A 19671-nucleotide genomic window follows, 5' to 3' on the forward strand; every position below is an offset into this window, starting at 1 on the left:
GTTCCCCGCGCCCCGTCGTCGTGCGGTGCCGGGTCAGCCGGTGTTGCGGAGGCCGGCGGCGACACCGTTGACGGTGAGCAGCAGGGCGCGGGCGAGGAGCGGGTCCTCCTCCTCGCCGGCTTCGGCGGCCTGGCGCTGGCGGGCGAGCAGGGAGACCTGGAGGTAGGAGATCGGGTCCAGGTAGGCGTCGCGGATGGCGAAGGTCTGCTGGAGCACGGGGTTGGTGTCGAGCAGCTTCTCGCCGCCGGTGACGCGCAGGACCTCCTGCACGGTGAGGGCGTGTTCGGCCTCGATGGCGTCGAAGACGTGCTTGAGCTCGTCGGGGACCAGGGTGTCGACGTAGTGCCGGGCGATGCGCAGGTCGGTCTTGGCGAGGGTCATCTCGACGTTGGAGAGGAAGTTGCGGAAGAAGTGCCACTGCTCGTGCATCTCTTCCAGGACCGTGTCGAGACCGGCTTCGCGCAGGGCCTTGAGGCCGGAGCCGACGCCGAACCAGCCGGGGATGATCTGGCGGGACTGGGTCCAGCCGAAGACCCACGGGATGGCGCGGAGTCCGTCGAGCGAGACGCCGGAGCCGGGGCGGCGGGAGGGCCGCGAGCCCAGGTGGAGGTTGCCGAGCTGGTCCACCGGGGTGGAGGCGAGGAAGTACGACGGCAGGTCGGGGTCCTCGACCAGCTTGCGGTACGCGGCGTGGGCGGCGTCCGAGACGGTGTCCATGGCCGCGTCCCAGCGGGCCAGGGCCTCGTCGGACTGGCGGGGGGCGGTGTGCAGGGCGGACGCCTGGAGGGTGGCGGCGACGGTCAGCTCCAGGTTCTCCCGGGCGAGCGCCGGGATGAGGTACTTGTCGGAGATGACCTCGCCCTGTTCGGTGACCTTGATCTCGCCCTCCAGGGTGCCCCAGGGCTGGGCGAGGATCGCGTCGTGCGAGGGACCGCCGCCGCGGCCGACGGTGCCGCCGCGGCCGTGGAAGAGGCGCAGCCGTACGCCGTAGCGGTGGGCGACGTCGCGCAGTCGGCGCTGGGCGCGGTGGATCTCCCACTGGGAGGTGGTGATGCCGCCGAACTTGGAGGAGTCGGAGTAGCCGAGCATGACCTCCTGGACGTCGCCGCGCAGGGAGACCAGGCGCCGGTAGGAGGGGTCGGCGAGCATCTCGTCCAGGATGACGTCGGCGGCGCGCAGTTCGTCGGTGGTCTCCAGGAGCGGGACGATGCCGATCTTGGCCCAGCCGGCGTGCAGGTCGACGAGGCCGGCCTCGCGGGCGAGGACGGCGGCGGCGAAGACGTCGTCGGCGCCCTGGCACATCGAGATGATGTAGGACTCGATGACCTCGGGGCCGAAGCGCTCGAACGCTTCCTTGATGGTGTGGAAGACGCCGAGGGTCTTCTCGCCGGCGGCGTCGAGCGGGGCGGGGGTGGGTGCGAGGGGGCGGCGGGAGCGCAGTTCCTTGGCGAGGAGCTTCTGCCGGTAGTCGCGGGGCATGTCGGCGTAGCGCCAGGACTCCTCGCCGAGCCGGTCGAAGAGCTGGCCGAGGGCGTGGTGGTGGGCGTCGGCGTGTTCGCGGACGTCCATGGTGGCGAGCTGGAGTCCGAACGCGGAGAGCGTGCGGATGGTGCGGTCCATGCGGCCGTCGGCGACGATCCCGGCCTTGTGGCGACGCAGGGAGTCCTGGATGAGGGCCAGGTCGCTGACCAGCTCGGCGGTGCCGAGGTAGTCGCAGCCGGGGCGGTGGGGGCGTCCGCTGGCGAGGCGTTCGCGGGTGTTGACGAGCTTCTGGCGGATGCAGGTGGCCTTGAGCCGGTAGGGCTCCTCGGCGTTCAGCCGCTTGTAGCGGGGGCTGATCTCGGGGAGGAGGTCCAGGTCGGCCTGGAGGGAGGCGAGGAGTTCGTCGGTGGCGCCGGTGTAGCGGATGGAGTTGGAGAGGAGTCCGCGGAGCTGGTCGACCAGTTCGAGGGCGTCGGTGATGCCGTGCTCGTGCTGGAGGATGAGGACGTCCCAGGTGACCGCGGGGGTCACGTTGGGGTTGCCGTCGCGGTCGCCGCCGATCCAGGTGCCGAAGGTGAGGGGGCGGGTGCCGGCGGGGAGTTCGACGCCGACGCGCTCCAGCTCGGCGGCCAGGTCCTCCAGGACGTCTCCGACGGCGTTGGCGTGCAGCTCGTCCAGGTAGTAGATCGCGTTCCGGGCCTCGTCGGTGGGCTCGGGGCGTACGACGCGGAGCTCGTCGGTCTGCCAGATGAGGTCGATGTTCTCGGCGAGCCGGAGGTCCTGGCGGCGGCGGTCGGCCTCGATGACCGGGGTCTCCAGGAGGGCGGCGATGCGGCGGAGCTTGTTGAGGACGGAGCGCCGGGCGGCCTCGGTGGGGTGCGCGGTGAAGACGGGGCGCACGTTGAGGTTCTTGACGGTGGCGCGCAGGTGCTCGGGGTCGGCGTCCTTGAGCCGGTCGGCGGTGCGGGCGAGGAGGCCGCCCTCGGCGGACCGGCGGTCGCGCATCTCGTGGGCGCGGTGGACCTGCTCGGTCACGTTGGCCAGGTGGAAGTAGGTGGAGAAGGCGCGGACGAGCTTGGCGGCGGTCTCCAGCCCGGTGTCGCCGAGGAGCTCGGCCGCGGCCTCGCCGTCGGTGCGGGTCAGGGCGCGTACGCGCTCGACGAGGTCGAGGAGTTCCTGACCCTCCTGGCGTACCAGGGTCTCGCCCAGGAGGTCGCCGAGGCGGCGGATGTCGGCGCGCAGCTCGGGGCTGGCGGCGGGGGTCTGGTCGGCACTGCTCACAGTGTGCGGCTCCTTGCAGTGGTTGTGCACGGGACCCGGGACCGCGGTCGGCGAATGCCGACGCCACCCCGGAAAGCAGGGTGCGGACCGCGCTGTCCGACCTCTCCAGAATAGGTGTCCGTGCTTTCGGTGCTGTTCGCGCCCCGTACGGACATCGATGTGGACGGAGGGCCCGGGCGGGGTACGCGGTGTGTGTCTACCCGTAATTCGTGCGTCTGTGCGCGGTGTTTCGCCCTCTCGTGGGCGGGCCTCCGCGCTGCCATACTTACGAGGCCGTAGGTTACGGGTGCGTAACCACGGTTGTCCGTCCCGTTCTCACCCTCAGGGGACTCCCCATGAAGACCAGCCCCGATGTGATCGAGGCCGCCGCCCCGGCGGCCGGTGATCAGGCTCTTCCCTCCGCCACGCTCGGCGGGGACAACAAGCGGTCGATCGAGCAGATCGCGCTCCTGCTGTTCATCATCCTGCCGTTCGTGGCCCTGGTGGCGGCGGTGCCGCTGGCCTGGGGCCGCGGTGTGAGCTGGCTCGATCTGGGTCTGCTGGTGGCGATGTACTTCATCGGCTGCCACGGCATCACGATCGGCTTCCACCGGTACTTCACGCACGGCTCGTTCAAGGCGAAGCGTCCGCTCCGTATCGCCCTGGCGGTGGCCGGGTCGCTGGCGGTGGAGGGTCCCCTGGTGCGCTGGGTGGCCGATCACCGCAAGCACCACCGGTTCTCGGACGCGGAGGGCGACCCGCATTCGCCGTGGCGGTTCGGCGAGACGCTGCCGGCGCTGCTGAAGGGTCTGTGGTGGGCCCACATCGCATGGATGTTCGACGAGGAGCAGACCCCGCAGCAGAAGTACGCGCCGGACCTGATCAAGGACCCGGCGATCCGCCGGATCTCGCGTCACTTCATGACCTTCACGATCATCTCGCTGGCGATCCCCCCGCTGGTCGGCGGTCTCGTGACGATGTCGTGGTGGGGTGCGGCGACGGCGTTCTTCTGGGGCTCGCTGGTGCGGGTGGCGCTGCTGCACCACGTGACGTGGTCGATCAACTCGATCTGCCACGCGGTCGGCAAGCGCCCCTTCAAGTCCCGGGACAAGTCGGGCAACGTGTGGTGGCTGGCGGTCCTGTCCTGCGGTGAGTCCTGGCACAACCTGCACCACGCGGACCCGACGAGCGCGCGGCACGGTGTGATGCGCGGTCAGATCGATTCGAGCGCGCGCCTCATCCGCTGGTTCGAGCAGGCCGGCTGGGCGTACGACGTGCGCTGGCCGGACGACGCCCGTATCGAGTCCCGGCGCAACCGCGCGGCGGCCGACGCGGCATGATGGACGACGTGGCGACCGACTCCAGCGCAGGCAGCGAGAACACCCGTGCACCTTCGTCCCGGCGGGCCCGCCGGGTGCGGATGACCGGGAAGGAACGCCGCGAGCAGTTGCTGGACATCGGTCGCACCCTGTTCGCCGACAAGGGCTTCGAGGGCACGTCGGTCGAGGAGATCGCGGCCCGGGCCGGGGTGTCGAAGCCGGTCGTCTACGAGCACTTCGGCGGCAAGGAGGGGCTGTACGCGGTCGTGGTGGACCGGGAGATGCGCCAGCTGCTGGACATGGTGACCGGTGCGCTGACCGCGGGGCACCCGCGGGAGCTCCTGGAGCAGGCGGCGTTCGCGCTGCTGGACTACATCGAGACGTACACCGACGGGTTCCGCATCCTGGTCCGGGACTCTCCGGTCGCCCAGTCGACGGGTACGTTCGCCTCCCTGATCAGCGATATCGCGACCCAGGTCGAGGACATCCTGGGGCTGGAGTTCAAGGCCCGCGGCTTCGACCCGAAGCTGGCCCCGCTGTACGCGCAGGCGCTGGTGGGCATGGTGGCGCTGACCGGCCAGTGGTGGGTGAACGCGCGCAAGCCGAAGAAGGCGGAGGTCGCGGCCCATCTGGTGAACCTGGCCTGGCACGGTCTGGAGAACCTGGAGTCGAAACCGCGGCTGATAGGGCACCGGAAGAGCTGACGGTGCGGGCGGCCGTGGCGCGGCCGGGCCGCTCAGTGATTAATCGGTAAACCACTTCAGTCCCAGGGGTCACAGTTGTAGAGTCTGTGGGCATCCCGGGAACGCTTCACCCTGCATGTAATGCACCTGTGAAGATTTTCTCCCGGTTCCACCACTTACCTCTGGGGGGACTTTGACTTCTGTGGAACCCGGCCGCGCCACGCCCGCGCGCACCAAGCGTGCGCGTCGGCTCGCCGCCGGCACCGCACTCGTTCTCTCGGCCGGCATGCTGCTGGCCGCCCCGGCCTCGGCCGATGACACCACCCCCGCGCCGCACCGCGCCGCCCAGCCCCGCGTCCCCGCGCTCGACGCGCAGCCCACGCTGACGCTGCCCGCGCCCACCGCGAAGAAGAAGAAGTCGCCGGCCGCGGGCGTCGAGGGTGAGAAGGCGGCGGTGGTTCCCGCCGCGCCGCGCTTCGACGTGGACGGCGACGGCTGGAGCGACACGCTGTACCGCGGGATCAATGGCCGCTACTACCTCATTCCGGCGAACGGGGCGAGCCCGTACGAGTTCACCGTGACCGCCGGTGACTACGAGGAGCGCCTCAAGGACGTCATCACGCCGGGCGACCTGAACGGCGACGGCAGCCCCGAGATCCTCACGCTGTCCGCGTCCGGCACGCTCTCGCTCCACTCGGGCCAGGGCTCCACCGGGGCGTCCTACTCCTACTGGAGCGGCGCCGGCTGGCAGCGGTACAACAAGGTCGTCTCGGCGGGCGACCTGAACGGCGACGGCCGCGGCGACCTCCTCGCCCGCACCCCGTCGGGCGACATCTACCTGTACACCGCCACGGGCAACCTGAGCAGCGGGCCCTTCAAGGCCGGCGTCAAGGTGGGCTACGGCTGGAGCTCGTACGACCAGATCGTCGGCGCCAACGACGTCAACGGTGACGGGATCGGCGACATCTACGCCCGTACGCCCGCCGGTGACCTGTACTACTACGCGGGCACCGGGAACGCCGCGTCGCCGTACAAGGCGCGCGTCAAGGTCGGCTACGGGTACGACACGTACAACCAGGTCATCGCCACGGACGACTTCACCGGCGACGGCCTCAGCGACCTGATGGCCCGTACGCCCGGCGGCACGCTCTACTTCTACGAGTCCACCGGCTACGGCACCTTCCTCAAGCGGACGGCCGGCGGCACCGGCTGGAACGTCGCGTCCCTCTTCGCGGGCCAGGGCGGCAACCCCGACTTCGGCAAGAACGAGCTGATGGCGCGCACCAAGGGCGGCACGCTCTACTGGTACTACGCGAAGAACAACGGCAAGCTCAGCGCCCGCATCAAGGCGAGCGACAGCGGCGGCTGGGCCGGGGCGACCATCAACTTCCCGTCGTCGCTCGACAACGACGGCATGGCCGACCTGATGGAGACGTACAACGGCACGCTCTACAACGAGGGTTCGAGCCTCGGCGGCGGCTGGAGCGGCTACACCGCCATCGTGGGCCCCGGCGACCTGAACGCCGACGGCAGGGGCGACCTGCTCGGCCGTACCAAGTCCGGTGACCTGTACCTGTTCAAGGGCAACGGGTACGGCACCAAGCTCGCCTCCCGGATCAAGGTCGGCTACGGCTTCAACACGTACAACAAGATCGTCGGCGCCGGCGACCTCAGCGGCGACGGCATCGCGGACGTCGTGGCCCGCGACACCAAGGGCAACCTGTACCTGTACAAGGGCACGGGCAGCGCCACCAAGCCGCTCAAGGCCCGCGTCAAGATCGGCTACGGCTACAACACGTACAAGCAGTTCGCCGCCACGGGCGACCTCGACGGCGACGGCTTCGCCGACCTGGTCGGCGTCGACGGCAAGGGCAACGTGTACCGCTACTCGTCCACCGGCACCGGCAAGGTCGAGAAGCGCGTGAAGATCGGCTACGGCTGGGACATCTACAACGGCCTTTACTAGGCCACAACCGCGTTGCCACAGCGCCCCGTTCCCGGGTTTCACGGGAGCGGGGCGCTGTAGAGTCCGCGAGCATCCGGGAGTGCCTCACGCTGCGCGTGACGCACGTGTGAAGGCGTTTCTCCCGGTTCCACCACGAACCCCTGGGGGGGGCCTTGTCTTCTGTGGAATCCGGCCGTGCCATGCCTGCACGCGCGAAGCGCGCGCGTCGGCTTGCCGCCTGCACCGCACTCGTTCTCTCGGCCGGTATGCTGCTGGCCGCCCCGGCCTCGGCCGATGACGTGACACCCGCGCCGCACCGCGCCACCCAGCCCCGCGTCCCCGCCCTCGACGCGCAGCCCACGCTGACGCTGCCGAAGCACCCGGCGAAGAAGAAGCCCTCGGCAGCGGCCTCCGACAGTGCGAAGGCTGCCGCTCCCGCCGCGCCGCGTTTCGACGTGGACGGTGACGGCTACAGCGACATGCTGTACCGCGGGATCGACGGTCACTACTCCCTCGTTCCGGCCGACGGGGCGGGCCCGTACGCGTTCGCCGTGCACACCGGTGACCCCGACGAGCAGCTCAAGGACGTGATCACGCCGGGCGACCTGAACGGCGACGGCGCGCCCGAGCTGTTCACCCTGACGGCGGACGGCACGCTCTCGATCCACCAGCTCCTGGACCCCAGCACCTCCGGTCACGCCGACTGGTCCGGCAGGGGCTGGCAGAAGTACAACAAGGTCGCCGCCCCCGGCGACCTGACCGGCGACGGCCGCGGCGACCTGCTCGCCCGTACGCCGTCCGGCGACCTCTACCTGTACGCCGCCACCGGCAACGTCACCGGCGCCCCCTTCAAGGCCGGCGTCAAGGTGGGATACGGCTGGGGCGTCTACGACCAGATCGTCGGCGCCAACGACGTCAACGGCGACGGGATCGGCGACATCTACACCCGTACGTTCACCGGTGACGTGTACTACTACGCGGGGACCGGCGACGCGGCCGCACCGTACAAGGCGCGCGTCAAGGTGGGCTACGGCTGGGACGTCTACAACCAGATCGTCCCGGTCGACGACGCCACCGGCGACGGCCTCGGCGACCTGCTGGGGCGCACCCCGGGCGGCACGCTGTACTTCTACGAGTCCACCGGCGACGGCACCTTCCTCAAGCGGACGGCCGGCGGCACCGGCTGGAACGTTTCCTCTCATTTCGCGGGCCAGGGCGGCAACCCCTTCTTCGGCAAGAGCGGACTGATGGCGCGGACCACCGGCGGCACCCTCTACTGGTATTACGGGCTGAACAACGCCAAGCTCAGCGCCCGTACGAAGGCGAGCGACGACGGCGGCTGGGCCGGCGCGGCCATCAGCCTCGCCTCGTCGCTCGACAACGACGGCTACGCCGACCTGCTGGAGATTTCCGGCGGCACCCTCTACAACCAGGGTTCGAGCCTCGGCGGTGGCTGGGGCGACTACGACGCCCTGATCGGCCCCGGCGACCTGAGCGGCGACGGCAAGGGCGACCTGCTCGCCCGCACCAAGTCCGGCGACCTGTACCTCTACCGGGGCAACGGATCGGGCACCGGATTCGCGGCCCGGATCAAGGTCGGCTTCAACTACGGCATCTACGACAAGATCATCGGCGCGGGCGACCTCGACGGCGACGGTCTGAGCGACGTGGTGGGCCGTACGCCGAGCGGCACGCTCTACATGTACCGAAGCACGGGCAACGCCTCCGCACCGTTCACGAAGTACCGCACCGTGATCGGCGTCAACTTCGACATCTACCGCCAGTGGGTCGCACCGGGCGACATCAGCGGTGACGGCAAGGCCGACCTGATCGGCGTCGACAGCAAGGGCGACGCCTACCTCCACACGTCCACCGGCGTGCCCTCCGAGCCGCTCTCCGAGCCCGTCAAGATCGGCTACGGCTGGGACATCTACAACGGCCTGTACTAGGCCCGTCCGACAGTCGGACCATGACGCCCCGTTCCCGCACGCGCGGGGGCGGGGCGCTGTAGAGTCTGGGCACATCCCGGGAATGCTTCACCTTGCACGTAGCGTGCCCGTGAAGGCGTCTCTCCCGGTTCCACCACTTCACCCCTGGGGGGGCTTTGACTTCTGTGGAACCCGGCCGTTTCGTCGCGCGCCCGAAGCGCGCGAGCCGGATCGCGGCCTGCACCGCACTCGTTCTCTCCGCCGGCATGCTGCTGGCGGCCCCGGCCTCGGCCGATGACTCCGCGCCCGCCCCGGTCGGCGCCACCGCGCAGTCCACTCCCGCGCTCGGCGGGCAGCCGACGCTCGGCCTGCCGAAGCGCACCGCGGAGAAGAAGTCCGGCGCGTCGGGCGTGGCGGGGGCCCAGTCCCCGTCCTCCGTCGTCCCGGCCAAGCCGCGCGCGGACCTCGACGGCGACGGCGCCGGCGACATGCTGTACCGGGGCCTCGACGGCAATCTGTACGCCGTCACGGACTCGGGGGGCGACTCGCACACGTACACGATCGACAGTGCCGACGCGTTCGAGATGGCCAAGGACATCATCACGCCGGGCGACCTCGACGGCGACGGCATGGCCGAGGTCCTGACGCTCTCGGCGACGGGCACGCTCTCGCTCCACCGGAGCCAGGGCGCGGACGGCACCGGCCCCGTCTCCTGGTCGGGCAACGGCTGGCAGAGGTACAACAAGGTCTCCGCCCCCGGCGACCTGGACGGCGACGGCCGCGGGGACCTGATCGCGCGTACGCCCGCGGGTGACATCTACGTCTACATCTCCACCGGCGACGTGAGCGGCGAGCCCTTCCAGGCCGGTGCCAAGGTGGGCTACGGCTGGGACACGTACGACCAGATCGTCGGCGCCGGCGATGTCAACGGCGACGGCCTGGGCGACGTCATCGCCCGTACGCCGGCCGGTGACGTGTACTTCTACGCCGGCACCGGTGACGCGGCGAAGCCCTTCGCGGCGCGCGTGAAGGTGGGCTACGGCTGGGACATCTACAACCAGCTGGTCAGCTTCGACGACCTCGACGGCGACGGCCTGGGCGACATCGTCACCCGTAAGCCGGGCGGCGACCTGTACACGTACCTCTCCAAGGGCGACGGCACGTTCGAGGCGCGCGTCGAGGCGGGCAAGGGCTGGAACGCCGCCGCGCTGTTCGCCGGCGCCGGCGGCAACCCGCACTGGGGCAAGCAGGAGCTGGAGGCGCGGACCACCGGCGGCAGCCTGTACTGGTACCAGAGCCGGAACAACGAGAAGTTCTTCCCGCGCTACCTGGACAGCTCGGACACCGGCTGGAACCAGGTGAGCCTGTCGCTGGCCTCCTCGCTGGACAACGACGGCTGGGCCGAGCTCCTCCAGGTCTACAAGGGCACCCTCTGGGTCGGCGCCGAGCAGATCGGCTCCGGCTGGCAGGTCTACAACAGCCTGACCGGCCCCGGCGACCTGAGCGGCGACGGCAAGGGCGACCTGCTGGCCCGCGACACCAGCGGCGACCTGTACCTGTACCAGGGCGACGGGTCCGCCACGAAGTTCGCGGCCAAGGTCAAGGTCGGCTACGGCTACGACACGTACAACAAGATCGTCGGCGCCGGCGACCTCAGCGGCGACGGCATCGCGGACGTCGTGGCCCGCGACACCAAGGGCGACCTTTACCTGTACAAGGGGACCGGCGACGCCGCGAAGCCGCTGTCGGCCCGCGTCAAGATCGGCTACGGCTACAACACGTACGAGCTGTTCGCCGCCCCGGGCGACCTCGACGGCGACGGCTTCGCCGACCTGGTCGGCGTCGACGGCGCGGGCGACGTGTACCGCTACTCGTCCACCGGCACCGGCGACATCGAGAAGCGCGTAAAGATCGGCTACGGCTGGGACATCTACAACGGTCTGTACTAGGCCGGCGTGGCGTACGGCGCCCCGTTCCCGCACCCGCGGGGGCGGGGCGCTGCCGTGTGCCGGGGCTCAGCCGGTCACCGGCTCCAGGAACTCCAGCCGGTTGCCCACCGGGTCGTGGCTGTAGAAGCGGCGGTGGCCCGGCAGGGCGTCGTCCCAGACCACTTCGGCGCCGTGCCCGGCCAGCCGGGCCGCGTACGCCTCGATGTCCGTGACGCGCAGGCCCGGGTGGGCCTTGCGGGCCGGGCGGAAGTCGGCCTCGATGCCCAGGTGCAGCTGGACCGGTCCGGCGGCGAACCAGCAGCCGCCCCGGGCCGCGAGCACCGGCGGCTTCGGGATCTCCGTCATGCCGAGGGCGTCCCGGTAGTACGCGCGCAGGGCTTCCTCGCTGCCGGCGGGCGCGGCGAGCTGGACGTGGTCGAGCAAGGCGATCATCAAGGCTCCCGGTGGGCGACGGCGAAGATGCGGCGGAAGGGGAAGACCGTGCCGTGCGGGCCGCGCGGGTAGGCCGTGCGCAGGCGGTCGCGGTAGTCGGCGAGGAAGGCGTCCCGGGCCTCCTCGTCCTCGGCGAGTGCGGTGAGCACGGGGCGCAGTCCGGTGCCCTTGACCCAGTCCAGGACGGGGTCCTCGCCCGGCAGCAGGTGGAGGTAGGTGGTCTCCCAGACGTCGGCGGCGGTGCCGGGCCCGGTCAGCGCGTCCAGGTATCCGGCGGGGCTCAGCACGGCGTCCGCGTGGCGCAGCAGGCCGCCGAGGCGGGGACGCCAGCGCGGGGACTCCGCGAGTTCGCGCATCAGGACGTGCGAGGGCTGGTCGAAGTTGCCGGGGACCTGAAGGGCGAAAGTGCCGCCGGGGAGCAGGGCGTCCAGCCAGAGCGGCAGGCGGGCGGCGTGGCCGGGGACCCATGGGAGCAGGGCGTTGGAGACGATCAGGCCGTACGGCTCCGGGGGCGTCCAGACGGCCGCGTCGGCCTCGGCGAAGTCGAGCAGCTCCGTGGTGTGGGCGCGGGCCCGCTCCAGCATCTGCGGGGAGTTGTCGTAGCCGGTGATCCGGGCGTGCGGCCAGCGCCGGGCGAGCAGGGCGGTGGCGTTGCCGGCGCCGCAGCCGAGGTCGGCGATGCGGGGCGCGGGGGTGTCTCCGGGGCTGTCCGGCGGGTCGGGGACGCGGGCCAGGAGGTCGTGGAAGGGGCGGGTGCGGTGGTCCGCGTGGCGCAGGTACTGCCGCGGGTCCCAGAGGGGTGTGGTCATGGGTTCCAGGGTCGGCCGACGGTATCTTGATGTCAAGACACTCGAATTCAAGAGACTTCATGTCGACAGACCATCTACACTGATCCACATGGAGGACGAGGTCGACCGTCTGGTCGCTGCATGGCGCCGCGAGCGCCCCGACCTCGACGTGGAACCGCTCGAGGTCCTCAGCCGCGTCTCCCGCCTGGCCCGGCACCTCGACCGGGCCCGCCGCATCGCCTTCGCCGAGCACCAGCTCGAACCGTGGGAGTTCGACGTCCTCACGTCGCTCCGCCGGGCCGGCGCCCCCTACCAGCTCTCCCCCGGCCAGCTGCTCACCCAGACCCTGGTCACCTCGGGCACGATGACCAACCGCATCGACCGCCTCACCAAGAAGAACCTGGTCGAGCGGCTGCCCGACCCCAGCGACCGGCGCGGCGTCCTGGTCCGGCTCACCGCCGAGGGCCGCGACAAGGCCGACCAGTCCCTGGCGGGCCTCCTCGCCCAGGAGCGCGCCATCCTCGGCGAGCTCTCCCGCCAGCAGCGCGCCGAACTGGCCGGTCTGCTACGCCAGTTGACTGCCCCGTTCGACAACATCCCCGGTTAGCGCCGGCTCCTCCAGCTCGACCGGGCCGACGCCCGCGCGCCGGGCCAGCGCCACGGCGGCCAGCGTCGAGTGGACGCCCAGCTTCCCCAGCACGTTCTGCATGTGCGTCCGCACGGTGTGCGGGGAGAGGAACAGCCGCTCCGCGACCGCCTTGCGGCCCAGCCCCGCCACCATGCACCGCAGCACCTCGCGCTCGCGCGGGGTCAGCGACTCGACCAGCTTCTCGCTCTCGGTGCGGTGCTTCCGGTCGGCCAGCAGCTCGCGCAGCACCCCCGTCAGCAGGGCGGCGGGCAGATGCGTCTCGTCGCGCAGCACCCCCCGGATCACCGCAAGCAGCCGTTGCAGCGAGCTGTCCTTGGCGACCCAGCCGCAGGCCCCGGCCTGGAGGGCGAGCGCGGCCCGGGCCGGATCGTCCTTCTCGGCGAGCACCACCGTACGCACCGAGGGCCGCGCCAGGCGGACCGCGCCGACCAGGGCGATCCCGTCGACCGGACCGGCCTTGACCGGTCCGGAGCGCGGGGCGGGCACCGGGCCCGCGCCGGTGCGGGCCGGCGCGGCGAGGGCGCCCAGCTCCGCGTCGGCCAGCAGCACGTCGTACTCCCGGCCCTCGGCCGCCGCGCGCTCCAGACAGCGCAGCGCCGCCGGGCCGCTGCCGGCCGCGGCCACCTCGACGTCCGGTTCGGCCGCGAGCGCGGCGGCCAGCGACTCGGCGAAGATCCGGTGGTCGTCCACCACGAGAACCCGGATACGGGCCACAGGCACCCCCATGCTGTGAATGACGGGGCGCCCCACGCGTGCGTCCCCCGGCGGGGCCGGACCCGCACGGTGCTGCGCCCGGCTGTCTCGTACCCCTGAATACGGCGCAGGCCCCCCGCCGGCGCTGAGCATCAGCGTACGGGCGGGGGGCCTGGGGGGAGGGGAATTGGCGGAAGTTGTCCAGGGGTGCGCCCTGGAGTGGGGCGCATGTTGCATCGTGAGACAGAAGTGGACAGGGAACGGCGTGCACAGCCGCACCGGTTGCCGCGGGACGGCGACACCGCGCCGGACTCGGCGGGCTCCGGTCAGACCAGCCGGTGCGCCCCGGCCGACGGCACCGCCGGGAAGACGCCCGGGTTGCCGTAGCCGGCCGCGGTGAACGCCTCCAGGACGGACGTGGTGACCGCGTCCGCCCGCTCCTCCTCGACCAGCACGATCGCCGAGCCGCCGAAGCCGCCCCCGGTCATCCGCGCCCCGAGCGCCCCGGCCGCGTTGGCCGCCTCGACCACCAGGTCGAGCTCCACGCAGGAGACCCGCAGGTCGTCGCGGAGCGAGACGTGCCCCGCCGTGAGGACCGGGCCCGCCGCGCGCACGTCGCCCGCGTCGAGCAGCGCGATGACCTGCTCGACGCGCTGGTTGTCGCCGACCACATGGCGCACGTACCGCACCACGGACTCGTCCGCGCCGGACTCCGCGAGCCGGTCCAGGGCGGCGCCCAGCTCCTCGTACGGCAGGTCGCGCAGGGTGGGTATGCCGAGCAGGCGGGCGCCCTCCTCGCAGCCGGCCCGGCGCTCCGCGTAGGCCCCGTCGCCGAGCGCGTGCTTGACGCGGGTGTCGACCACCAGGAGCCGCAGCCCGTGCGCGGCCAGGTCGAAGGGCACCTGGCGGCGGCCGAGGTCCCGGGTGTCCAGGTGCAGGGCGTGGCCCTCGGTGCAGCAGGCGGACGCCATCTGGTCCATGACCCCGCAGGGGACGCCGACGAAGGCGTTCTCGGCGCGCTGGGCGAGGACCGCGAGCTCCGCCGCGTCGAGCCCGAGGCCGAAGAGGTCGTTGAGGGCGAGGGCGGTGACCACTTCGAGGGCGGCGGACGAGGAGAGCCCGGCGCCCGTGGGGACGGTGGAGGTCAGCTGGATGTCGGCGCCGGTGACCTGGTGGCCCGCCTCGCGCAGCGCCCAGACGACGCCGGCCGGGTAGGCGGCCCAGCCGTGGCCCTCGTTCGGGGTCAGCCCGTCCACGCGGAGCCGGACGACGCCGCCGGGCACGTCGGTGGAGTGCAGCCGCAGCTCGCCGTCGGTGCGGCGGGAGACCGCGGCGCGCGCGGTGTGCGGGAGGGCGAGCGGCATGACGAAGCCGTCGTTGAAGTCGGTGTACTCGCCGATCAGGTTGACCCGGCCGGGGGCGGCCCAGATCCCCTCGGGCTCGCTTCCGTACAGCGCGGTGAAGGAAGCGGCGAGCTCTGCGTGGTCCTCGGTCATGGTGCGGTGGGCTCCTCTCGGCGGGCGAACGTCCAGGCGTCGGAGACGATTCCGGTCAGGTCGGCGCGGGACGGCTGCCAGCCGAGCCGTTCCCTGGCGGTGGCCGCGGAGGCGACGAGGACGGCCGGGTCGCCGGCGCGGCGCGGGGCCGCGGTCTCGGGGACGGGGTGGCCGGTGACCTCGCGGACCGTCTCGATGACCTCGCGGACCGAGAAGCCGTTGCCGTTGCCGAGGTTGCAGATCAGGTGCTCGCCCGGGACCGCCGCGTCGAGCGCGAGGAGGTGCGCCTCGGCCAGGTCCGCGACGTGGATGTAGTCGCGGACGCAGGTGCCGTCCGGGGTCGGGTAGTCGTCGCCGTAGACGGAGATCGACTCCCGCTGTCCGAGGGCGACCTGGAGCACGAGCGGGATGAGGTGGGACTCGGGGCTGTGCCGCTCGCCGCAGGCGCCGTAGGCCCCGGCCACGTTGAAGTAGCGCAGCGAGACGGCGGCCAGGCCGTGGGCGGCGGCCTCCCCGGTGATCATGTGGTCGACGGCGAGCTTGGTCGCGCCGTACGGGCTGGTCGGCGCGGTGGGGTCGGTCTCCGTGATGGGGCTGGAGACCGGCTCGCCGTAGGTCGCGGCGGTGGAGGAGAAGACCAGGGTGCGCACCCCGGCGTCGCGCATGGCGGCGAGCAGGGCGGTGGAGCCGCCGACGTTGTTGAGCCAGTACTTCTCGGGGTCGGTGACGGACTCGCCGACCTGGGAGTACGCGGCGAAGTGGAGCACCCCGTCGTAGGAGGGGTCGAGCCACTTCGCGGCGTCCTGGACGCGGCCCTCGATGAAGTCGGCCCCGGCCGGGACGCCCTCGCGGAAGCCGGTGGAGAGGTCGTCCAGGACGGTGACGGTGTGGCCGGCCTCCAGGAGGTGCTGGGCGACGACACTGCCCACGTAACCGGCACCACCGGTGACCAGGTACTTCTTCGGGGTCTTGCTCACTGGCTCGCTACCTCTCGCAGTCGCTGGGCCGCGGTCTCCGGCGGCACGTCGTTGATGAACACGCTCATGCCGGATTCGGAACCCGCGAGGAACTTCAGCTTGCCGGAGGTCCGTCGGATGGTGAAAAGCTCGAGGTGGAGCCCGAAGTCCTCACGCCCGGGGACCCCGAACGGGGCCTGGTGCCAGGCGGAGATGTACGGGGTCGGCGGCTCTCCGGGTCCGAAGATCCGGTCGAATCGCCGCAACAGTTCCAGATAGACCTGTGGGAACTCCGTGCGCGCCTCCTCGTCCAGCTCCCGCAGGTCGGCGACGCGGCGGCGCGGGTGGAGGTGGACCTCGTACGGCCAGTGGGCCGCGTACGGGACGAAGGCGATCCAGTGCTCGGCGGCGAGCACGATCCGGGAGCCGTCCTCCTCCTCGCGGGCGATCACGTCGTCGAAGAGGTTGCGGCCGGTCTTCGCGTGGTGGGCGGCCATCGAGCGGAGCATCAGCTCGGTGCGCGGGGTGACGAAGGGGTAGCCGTAGATCTGGCCGTGCGGGTGGCCGAGCGTGACGCCGATCTCGGCGCCCCGGTTCTCGAAGCAGAACACCTGCGTGACCTGCGGGAGCCGGGCCAGGGCCGCGGTGCGGTCGGTCCAGGCGTCCAGCACGAGCCGCGCCTGCTCCTCGGTCAGGTCGGCGAACGAGGCGTCGTGGTCGGAGGTGAAGCAGACGACCTCGCAGCGGCCGGAGTCGCCGGCGAGCGAGGGGAAGCGGTTCTCGAAGACGGCGACGTCGTAGTCGGGCTCCGGGATCTCGCTCTGCCGGCCCTCGCGCGAGGGACACAGCGGGCACTCGTCGGCGGGCGGGTGGTAGGTCCGGCCCTGGCGGTGCGAGGCGACGGCCACGCTGTCGCCGAGGAGGGGGTCGCGCCGGATCTCGGACGAGGTGGAGACGGCGTCGAGGGGCCGTGTGTCGACGGCCTCGCGCACGAGGTCGTCGCGGCTGTCGTAGTAGATCAGCTCCCGGCCGTCGGCGAGCGTCGTAACCGTCTTCTTCACCAGACTCCTCCCACCAAACATAAGCAAACACAATGAACCACAAGTCAACAGATGCGTCAATGAGTCGACGGCGGGGGCATACGGGCGATGCGAGCGGGCTCACGGCTGGTTGAAGGCGGTGATTCCGTCGATACGATCACAAACAAACAAAGAACCTCTTGGGAACTGTTCACTTTCTGAACACAAGAGCGTAGTTTCCTTCGGGTTCAGTTCGCGCAACGAAGCGAGACCCCCACATGCAATATCTGGCAGCAGGGCTCCGGCTCCCCACGAACGGGCTCGACTACACGATCCTGGCGATCTACTTCGTCGTGGTGCTCGGCATCGGCTTCGCCGCCCGGGCGAGTGTCAAGACCAGCCTCGACTTCTTCCTCTCCGGACGGTCACTGCCCGCGTGGGTGACCGGTCTGGCCTTCGTCGCGGCCAACCTGGGCGCCACCGAGATCCTCGGCATGGCGGCCACGGGCGCGCAGTACGGCGTCGCGGTGGTGCACTGGTACTGGATCGGCGCCATCCCCGCGATGGTCTTCCTCGGCCTCGTGATGATGCCGTTCTACTACCGCTCGAAGGTGCGCTCGGTGCCGGAGTTCCTGCTCCAGCGCTTCGACAAGTCCGCGCACCTGCTGAGCTCCATACTCTTCGCCTTCTCGGCGATCCTGATCGCGGGCGTCAACCTGTACGCCCTGTCGATCGTCGTGGAGGCGCTCCTCGGCTGGCCGCAGTGGGTCGCGATCGTCGTCGCGGGCCTCTTCGTCCTCGTCTACATCACGATCGGCGGGCTCTCCTCCGCGATCTACAACGAGGTGCTCCAGTTCTTCGTCATCCTCGCCGCGCTGATCCCGCTGACCCTGCTGGGCCTCAAGCGCGTCGGCGGCTGGGACGGGCTGAGCGATTCACTGACGTCGCAGCACGGCTCCAACTTCATGTCGGCCTGGGGCGGCACGGGCATCGGTGACGCCAACCCGCTCGGCGCCAACTGGCTGACGATCGTCCTCGGCCTCGGCTTCGTGCTCTCCTTCGGCTACTGGACGACGAACTTCGCCGAGGTGCAGCGCGCCCTGTCCGCGAAGAACCTCTCGGCCGCCCAGCGCACCCCGCTGATCGCGGCCTTCCCGAAGATGTTCATCGTCTTCGCCGTGATGATCCCGGGTCTGGTCGCCGCCGTGGTCGTGCCCAACATCGGCACCGCCGGCTCCGGCACCACGTACAACGACGCGATCCCGCTGCTGATGCGCGAGCTGCTGCCGAACGGTGTGCTCGGCATCGCGGTGACCGGTCTGCTGGCCGCGTTCATGGCGGGCATGGCCGCCAACGTCTCCTCGTTCAACACCGTGTTCACCACGGACATCTGGGCGCGGTACGTGAAGAAGGACCAGTCGGACGCGTACTACCTGCGCTTCGGCCGGCTGATCACGGCGCTCGGCGTGCTGGCCTCCATCGGCACCGCGTTCATCGCCGCCAGCTTCTCGAACATCATGAGCTACCTCCAGACGCTCTTCTCGTTCTTCAACGTGCCGCTCTTCGTCGTCTTCATCATCGGCATGTTCTGGAAGCGCGCCTCGATGAAGTCCGGTGTCTGGGGCCTGCTCGCGGGCACCACGGCCGCGATGGTCAACTACTTCGTCATCTACAAGCAGGGCGTCATCGACATCCCGAGCGACCAGGGCGCCAACTTCGTCTCGGCGATCGTCGGCTTCGTCGCCGGAGCGGTCGTCATGATCGCGGTCACGCTCTTCACCGCTCCCAAGCCCGAGGCCGAACTCGCCGGCCTCGTCTACGGAACCGAGTCCCCGGGCGCCCCCGAGGTGCCCGAGGAGGGCGACAGCGCCTGGTACCGCAGGCCCGCACTCCTGGGCTGGGGAGCCATCGTGCTCGCCGCCCTGTGCTACGTCCCCTACTCGTTCTGATCGGAGCACCCCACCATGTCCGACCTGCACAAGGAAGTCTCCGACCTGGAGCAGAAGTCCGCCACGGCGGCCCGCCTCTTCGACATCCGGCGGATCATCGGCGGCCTCTTCGTGGTCTACGGGATCATCGTGACGATCGCCGGGATCAGCCCGTCCGACGAGGACCTGGAGAAGGCCCAGGGCGTCCACATCAACCTGTGGACCGGCCTCGCCATGCTGGCGCTCGGCCTGTTCTTCCTGGTCTGGATGAAGCTGCGCCCGGCCCAGGCCCCGGAGCCCGCCCCGGAGGACACCCCGGGGAGCTAGGACCTTGCGTGACAGGGGCCGGACACCGTCAGCCGACGGGGTCCGGCCCCTGGCGTGTCACCGCCGCCCGGTCCAGCAGCCCGGTCCGGGCGGCCAGCGCGGCGGCCTCGAGGCGGGAGCCGACGCCGAGCTTCATCAGGACCCGCTGGACGTGCGTACGGGCGGTGCTCGGCGCGATCCGCATCCCGGCCGCGATCAGCCGGGTGTCCTCGCCCTCCGCGACCCGGACCAGCACCTCGACCTCGCGCGGGGTGAGCAGCCGCAGCAGCCGGCGGCCCTCGTCGTCCGGCTGGGCCACCGGGTCGAGCAGTTCGGCGAAGGCGCCCTGGAGGAGCTGGGGCGCGATGGCCACCTCCCCGGACCGGGCCTTGGCCATGGCGCGCTCCACGCCCTCGATCCGCTCGTCGTGCCGGACGTACCCGGCGGCCCCGGCCGCGAACGCGGCGGCGATCCCGCGCGGACTGGGGACCGGGCCGAGCACGACCACCGCGGTCTGCGGGCGCTCGCGCCGGATGCGGACGACGGGGTCGAACGTGCCGGGCACGGCGGGCGACGCGGTGCCGAACAGGCAGACCTCCGGGGCCCGGCCGACGACGAGGTCCGCCGCCCCGGTGGTGGGCGCGGCGGCGGCCAGCACCCGGTGGCCGCGCAGCTTCAGCGCCGACGCCAGCGCCTCGGCGAGCAGCCGGTGGTCGTCCACCACCATCAGCCGGACACCCATCGCCCATTCCCCCCGTCACCGCGGCACGGACCCCCCGGCCCCTCCAGGGCCTGCAAGTTACACGGCCGGGTACGCGAGTGGGGGTGGAACCGGCCG

16 protein-coding genes are annotated in these 19671 nt (G+C 71.1%); 8 read left to right on the top strand and 8 right to left on the bottom strand.

Annotation, left to right across the window (positions count from 1 at the left end):
• Positions 1-33 precede the first annotated feature (33 nt).
• Positions 34-2763: a phosphoenolpyruvate carboxylase gene (ppc, locus tag ACFUJY_RS23950; RefSeq protein ID WP_383303027.1), complete on the bottom strand. Its 2730-nt coding sequence runs from the start codon at positions 2761-2763 to the stop codon at positions 34-36.
• Between the two features lie 335 nt (positions 2764-3098).
• Here ppc and ACFUJY_RS23955 point away from each other — a divergent pair, with 335 nt between their 5' ends.
• The 5 genes from ACFUJY_RS23955 to ACFUJY_RS23975 all read left to right on the top strand — a co-directional run bounded on the left by ACFUJY_RS23955 (position 3099) and on the right by ACFUJY_RS23975 (position 10566).
• Positions 3099-4082 carry an acyl-CoA desaturase gene (locus ACFUJY_RS23955; protein WP_383303029.1) on the top strand — a complete coding sequence of 328 codons (984 nt, stop codon included), beginning with the start codon at positions 3099-3101 and terminating at the stop codon, positions 4080-4082.
• Complete coding sequence (locus tag ACFUJY_RS23960; RefSeq protein ID WP_143620829.1) at positions 4079-4765, top strand: TetR/AcrR family transcriptional regulator; 687 nt, start codon at positions 4079-4081, stop codon at positions 4763-4765. Before ACFUJY_RS23955 ends, ACFUJY_RS23960 begins: the two co-directional genes overlap by 4 nt.
• A 265-nt stretch (positions 4766-5030) precedes the next feature.
• Positions 5031-6710, top strand: coding sequence for an FG-GAP-like repeat-containing protein (locus ACFUJY_RS23965; RefSeq protein WP_383303216.1), 1680 nt, complete (start codon positions 5031-5033; stop codon positions 6708-6710).
• 179 nt (positions 6711-6889) lie between these two features.
• The gene (locus tag ACFUJY_RS23970) at positions 6890-8638 is read left to right on the top strand and encodes an FG-GAP repeat domain-containing protein (protein WP_383303031.1); all 1749 of its coding nucleotides are present in this window, start codon (positions 6890-6892) and stop codon (positions 8636-8638) included.
• 164 nt (positions 8639-8802) lie between these two features.
• Positions 8803-10566 (top strand): FG-GAP repeat domain-containing protein, encoded by a 1764-nt coding sequence (locus ACFUJY_RS23975; protein ID WP_383303219.1) that lies wholly within the window; start codon positions 8803-8805, stop codon positions 10564-10566.
• 66 nt (positions 10567-10632) lie between these two features.
• Here ACFUJY_RS23975 and ACFUJY_RS23980 read toward each other — a convergent pair whose 3' ends face one another.
• Positions 10633-10998 (bottom strand): VOC family protein, encoded by a 366-nt coding sequence (locus tag ACFUJY_RS23980; protein ID WP_383303034.1) that lies wholly within the window; start codon positions 10996-10998, stop codon positions 10633-10635.
• The gene (locus tag ACFUJY_RS23985; RefSeq protein WP_383303036.1) at positions 10998-11807 is read right to left on the bottom strand and encodes a trans-aconitate 2-methyltransferase; all 810 of its coding nucleotides are present in this window, start codon (positions 11805-11807) and stop codon (positions 10998-11000) included. The genes ACFUJY_RS23980 and ACFUJY_RS23985 overlap by 1 nt, the downstream gene beginning before the upstream one ends.
• 88 nt (positions 11808-11895) lie before the next feature.
• On the opposite strand from ACFUJY_RS23985, the gene ACFUJY_RS23990 reads away from it, so the two are divergent.
• Positions 11896-12393 carry a MarR family winged helix-turn-helix transcriptional regulator gene (locus ACFUJY_RS23990; protein ID WP_073864884.1) on the top strand — a complete coding sequence of 166 codons (498 nt, stop codon included), beginning with the start codon at positions 11896-11898 and terminating at the stop codon, positions 12391-12393.
• Here the strand turns inward: ACFUJY_RS23990 and ACFUJY_RS23995 are convergent.
• The 4 genes from ACFUJY_RS23995 to galT all read right to left on the bottom strand — a co-directional run bounded on the left by ACFUJY_RS23995 (position 12352) and on the right by galT (position 16641).
• Entirely contained in the window at positions 12352-13161 is an 810-nt protein-coding gene (locus tag ACFUJY_RS23995) for a LuxR C-terminal-related transcriptional regulator (RefSeq protein ID WP_383303038.1), read from the bottom strand. The genes ACFUJY_RS23990 and ACFUJY_RS23995 overlap by 42 nt on opposite strands.
• Before the next feature lie 293 nt (positions 13162-13454).
• Positions 13455-14624, bottom strand: coding sequence for a galactokinase (galK, locus tag ACFUJY_RS24000; RefSeq protein ID WP_383303041.1), 1170 nt, complete (start codon positions 14622-14624; stop codon positions 13455-13457).
• Positions 14621-15601 (bottom strand): UDP-glucose 4-epimerase GalE, encoded by a 981-nt coding sequence (galE, locus tag ACFUJY_RS24005; protein WP_383303044.1) that lies wholly within the window; start codon positions 15599-15601, stop codon positions 14621-14623. Before galE ends, galK begins: the two co-directional genes overlap by 4 nt.
• Entirely contained in the window at positions 15598-16641 is a 1044-nt protein-coding gene (gene galT, locus ACFUJY_RS24010) for a galactose-1-phosphate uridylyltransferase (RefSeq protein WP_383303047.1), read from the bottom strand. Before galT ends, galE begins: the two co-directional genes overlap by 4 nt.
• A 236-nt stretch (positions 16642-16877) precedes the next feature.
• Here galT and ACFUJY_RS24015 point away from each other — a divergent pair, with 236 nt between their 5' ends.
• Together ACFUJY_RS24015 and ACFUJY_RS24020 are read left to right on the top strand one after the other, a co-directional pair.
• On the top strand, positions 16878-18548 hold the full coding sequence (locus tag ACFUJY_RS24015) for a sodium:solute symporter family protein (RefSeq protein WP_383303049.1): 1671 nt from the start codon (positions 16878-16880) through the stop codon (positions 18546-18548).
• A 15-nt stretch (positions 18549-18563) separates the two neighbouring features.
• Positions 18564-18854 (top strand): hypothetical protein, encoded by a 291-nt coding sequence (locus tag ACFUJY_RS24020; protein WP_383303052.1) that lies wholly within the window; start codon positions 18564-18566, stop codon positions 18852-18854.
• A gap of 28 nt (positions 18855-18882) precedes the next feature.
• Here ACFUJY_RS24020 and ACFUJY_RS24025 read toward each other — a convergent pair whose 3' ends face one another.
• Positions 18883-19575 (bottom strand): LuxR C-terminal-related transcriptional regulator, encoded by a 693-nt coding sequence (locus ACFUJY_RS24025; RefSeq protein WP_383303054.1) that lies wholly within the window; start codon positions 19573-19575, stop codon positions 18883-18885.
• Positions 19576-19671 lie beyond the last annotated feature (96 nt).

The organism is Streptomyces sp. NPDC057249 (genome assembly GCF_042669245.1).
In the GTDB taxonomy this organism is placed as follows: domain Bacteria; phylum Actinomycetota; class Actinomycetes; order Streptomycetales; family Streptomycetaceae; genus Streptomyces.

Excerpts from the sequence above, each read along its gene's own strand:
- ACFUJY_RS23955 (WP_383303029.1), top strand. The coding sequence starts at position 3,099 with ATGAAGACCAGCCCCGATGTGATCGAGGCCGCCGCCCCGGCGGCCGGT.
- ACFUJY_RS23960 (WP_143620829.1), top strand. The coding sequence starts at position 4,079 with ATGATGGACGACGTGGCGACCGACTCCAGCGCAGGCAGCGAGAACACC.
- ACFUJY_RS23965 (WP_383303216.1), top strand. The coding sequence starts at position 5,031 with ATGCTGCTGGCCGCCCCGGCCTCGGCCGATGACACCACCCCCGCGCCG.
- ACFUJY_RS23970 (WP_383303031.1), top strand. The coding sequence starts at position 6,890 with ATGCCTGCACGCGCGAAGCGCGCGCGTCGGCTTGCCGCCTGCACCGCA.
- ACFUJY_RS23980 (WP_383303034.1), bottom strand. The coding sequence starts at position 10,998 with ATGATCGCCTTGCTCGACCACGTCCAGCTCGCCGCGCCCGCCGGCAGC.
- ACFUJY_RS23985 (WP_383303036.1), bottom strand. The coding sequence starts at position 11,807 with ATGACCACACCCCTCTGGGACCCGCGGCAGTACCTGCGCCACGCGGAC.
- ACFUJY_RS23990 (WP_073864884.1), top strand. The coding sequence starts at position 11,896 with ATGGAGGACGAGGTCGACCGTCTGGTCGCTGCATGGCGCCGCGAGCGC.
- ACFUJY_RS23995 (WP_383303038.1), bottom strand. The coding sequence starts at position 13,161 with ATGGGGGTGCCTGTGGCCCGTATCCGGGTTCTCGTGGTGGACGACCAC.
- galK (WP_383303041.1), bottom strand. The coding sequence starts at position 14,624 with ATGACCGAGGACCACGCAGAGCTCGCCGCTTCCTTCACCGCGCTGTAC.
- ACFUJY_RS24015 (WP_383303049.1), top strand. The coding sequence starts at position 16,878 with ATGCAATATCTGGCAGCAGGGCTCCGGCTCCCCACGAACGGGCTCGAC.
- ACFUJY_RS24020 (WP_383303052.1), top strand. The coding sequence starts at position 18,564 with ATGTCCGACCTGCACAAGGAAGTCTCCGACCTGGAGCAGAAGTCCGCC.
- ACFUJY_RS24025 (WP_383303054.1), bottom strand. The coding sequence starts at position 19,575 with ATGGGTGTCCGGCTGATGGTGGTGGACGACCACCGGCTGCTCGCCGAG.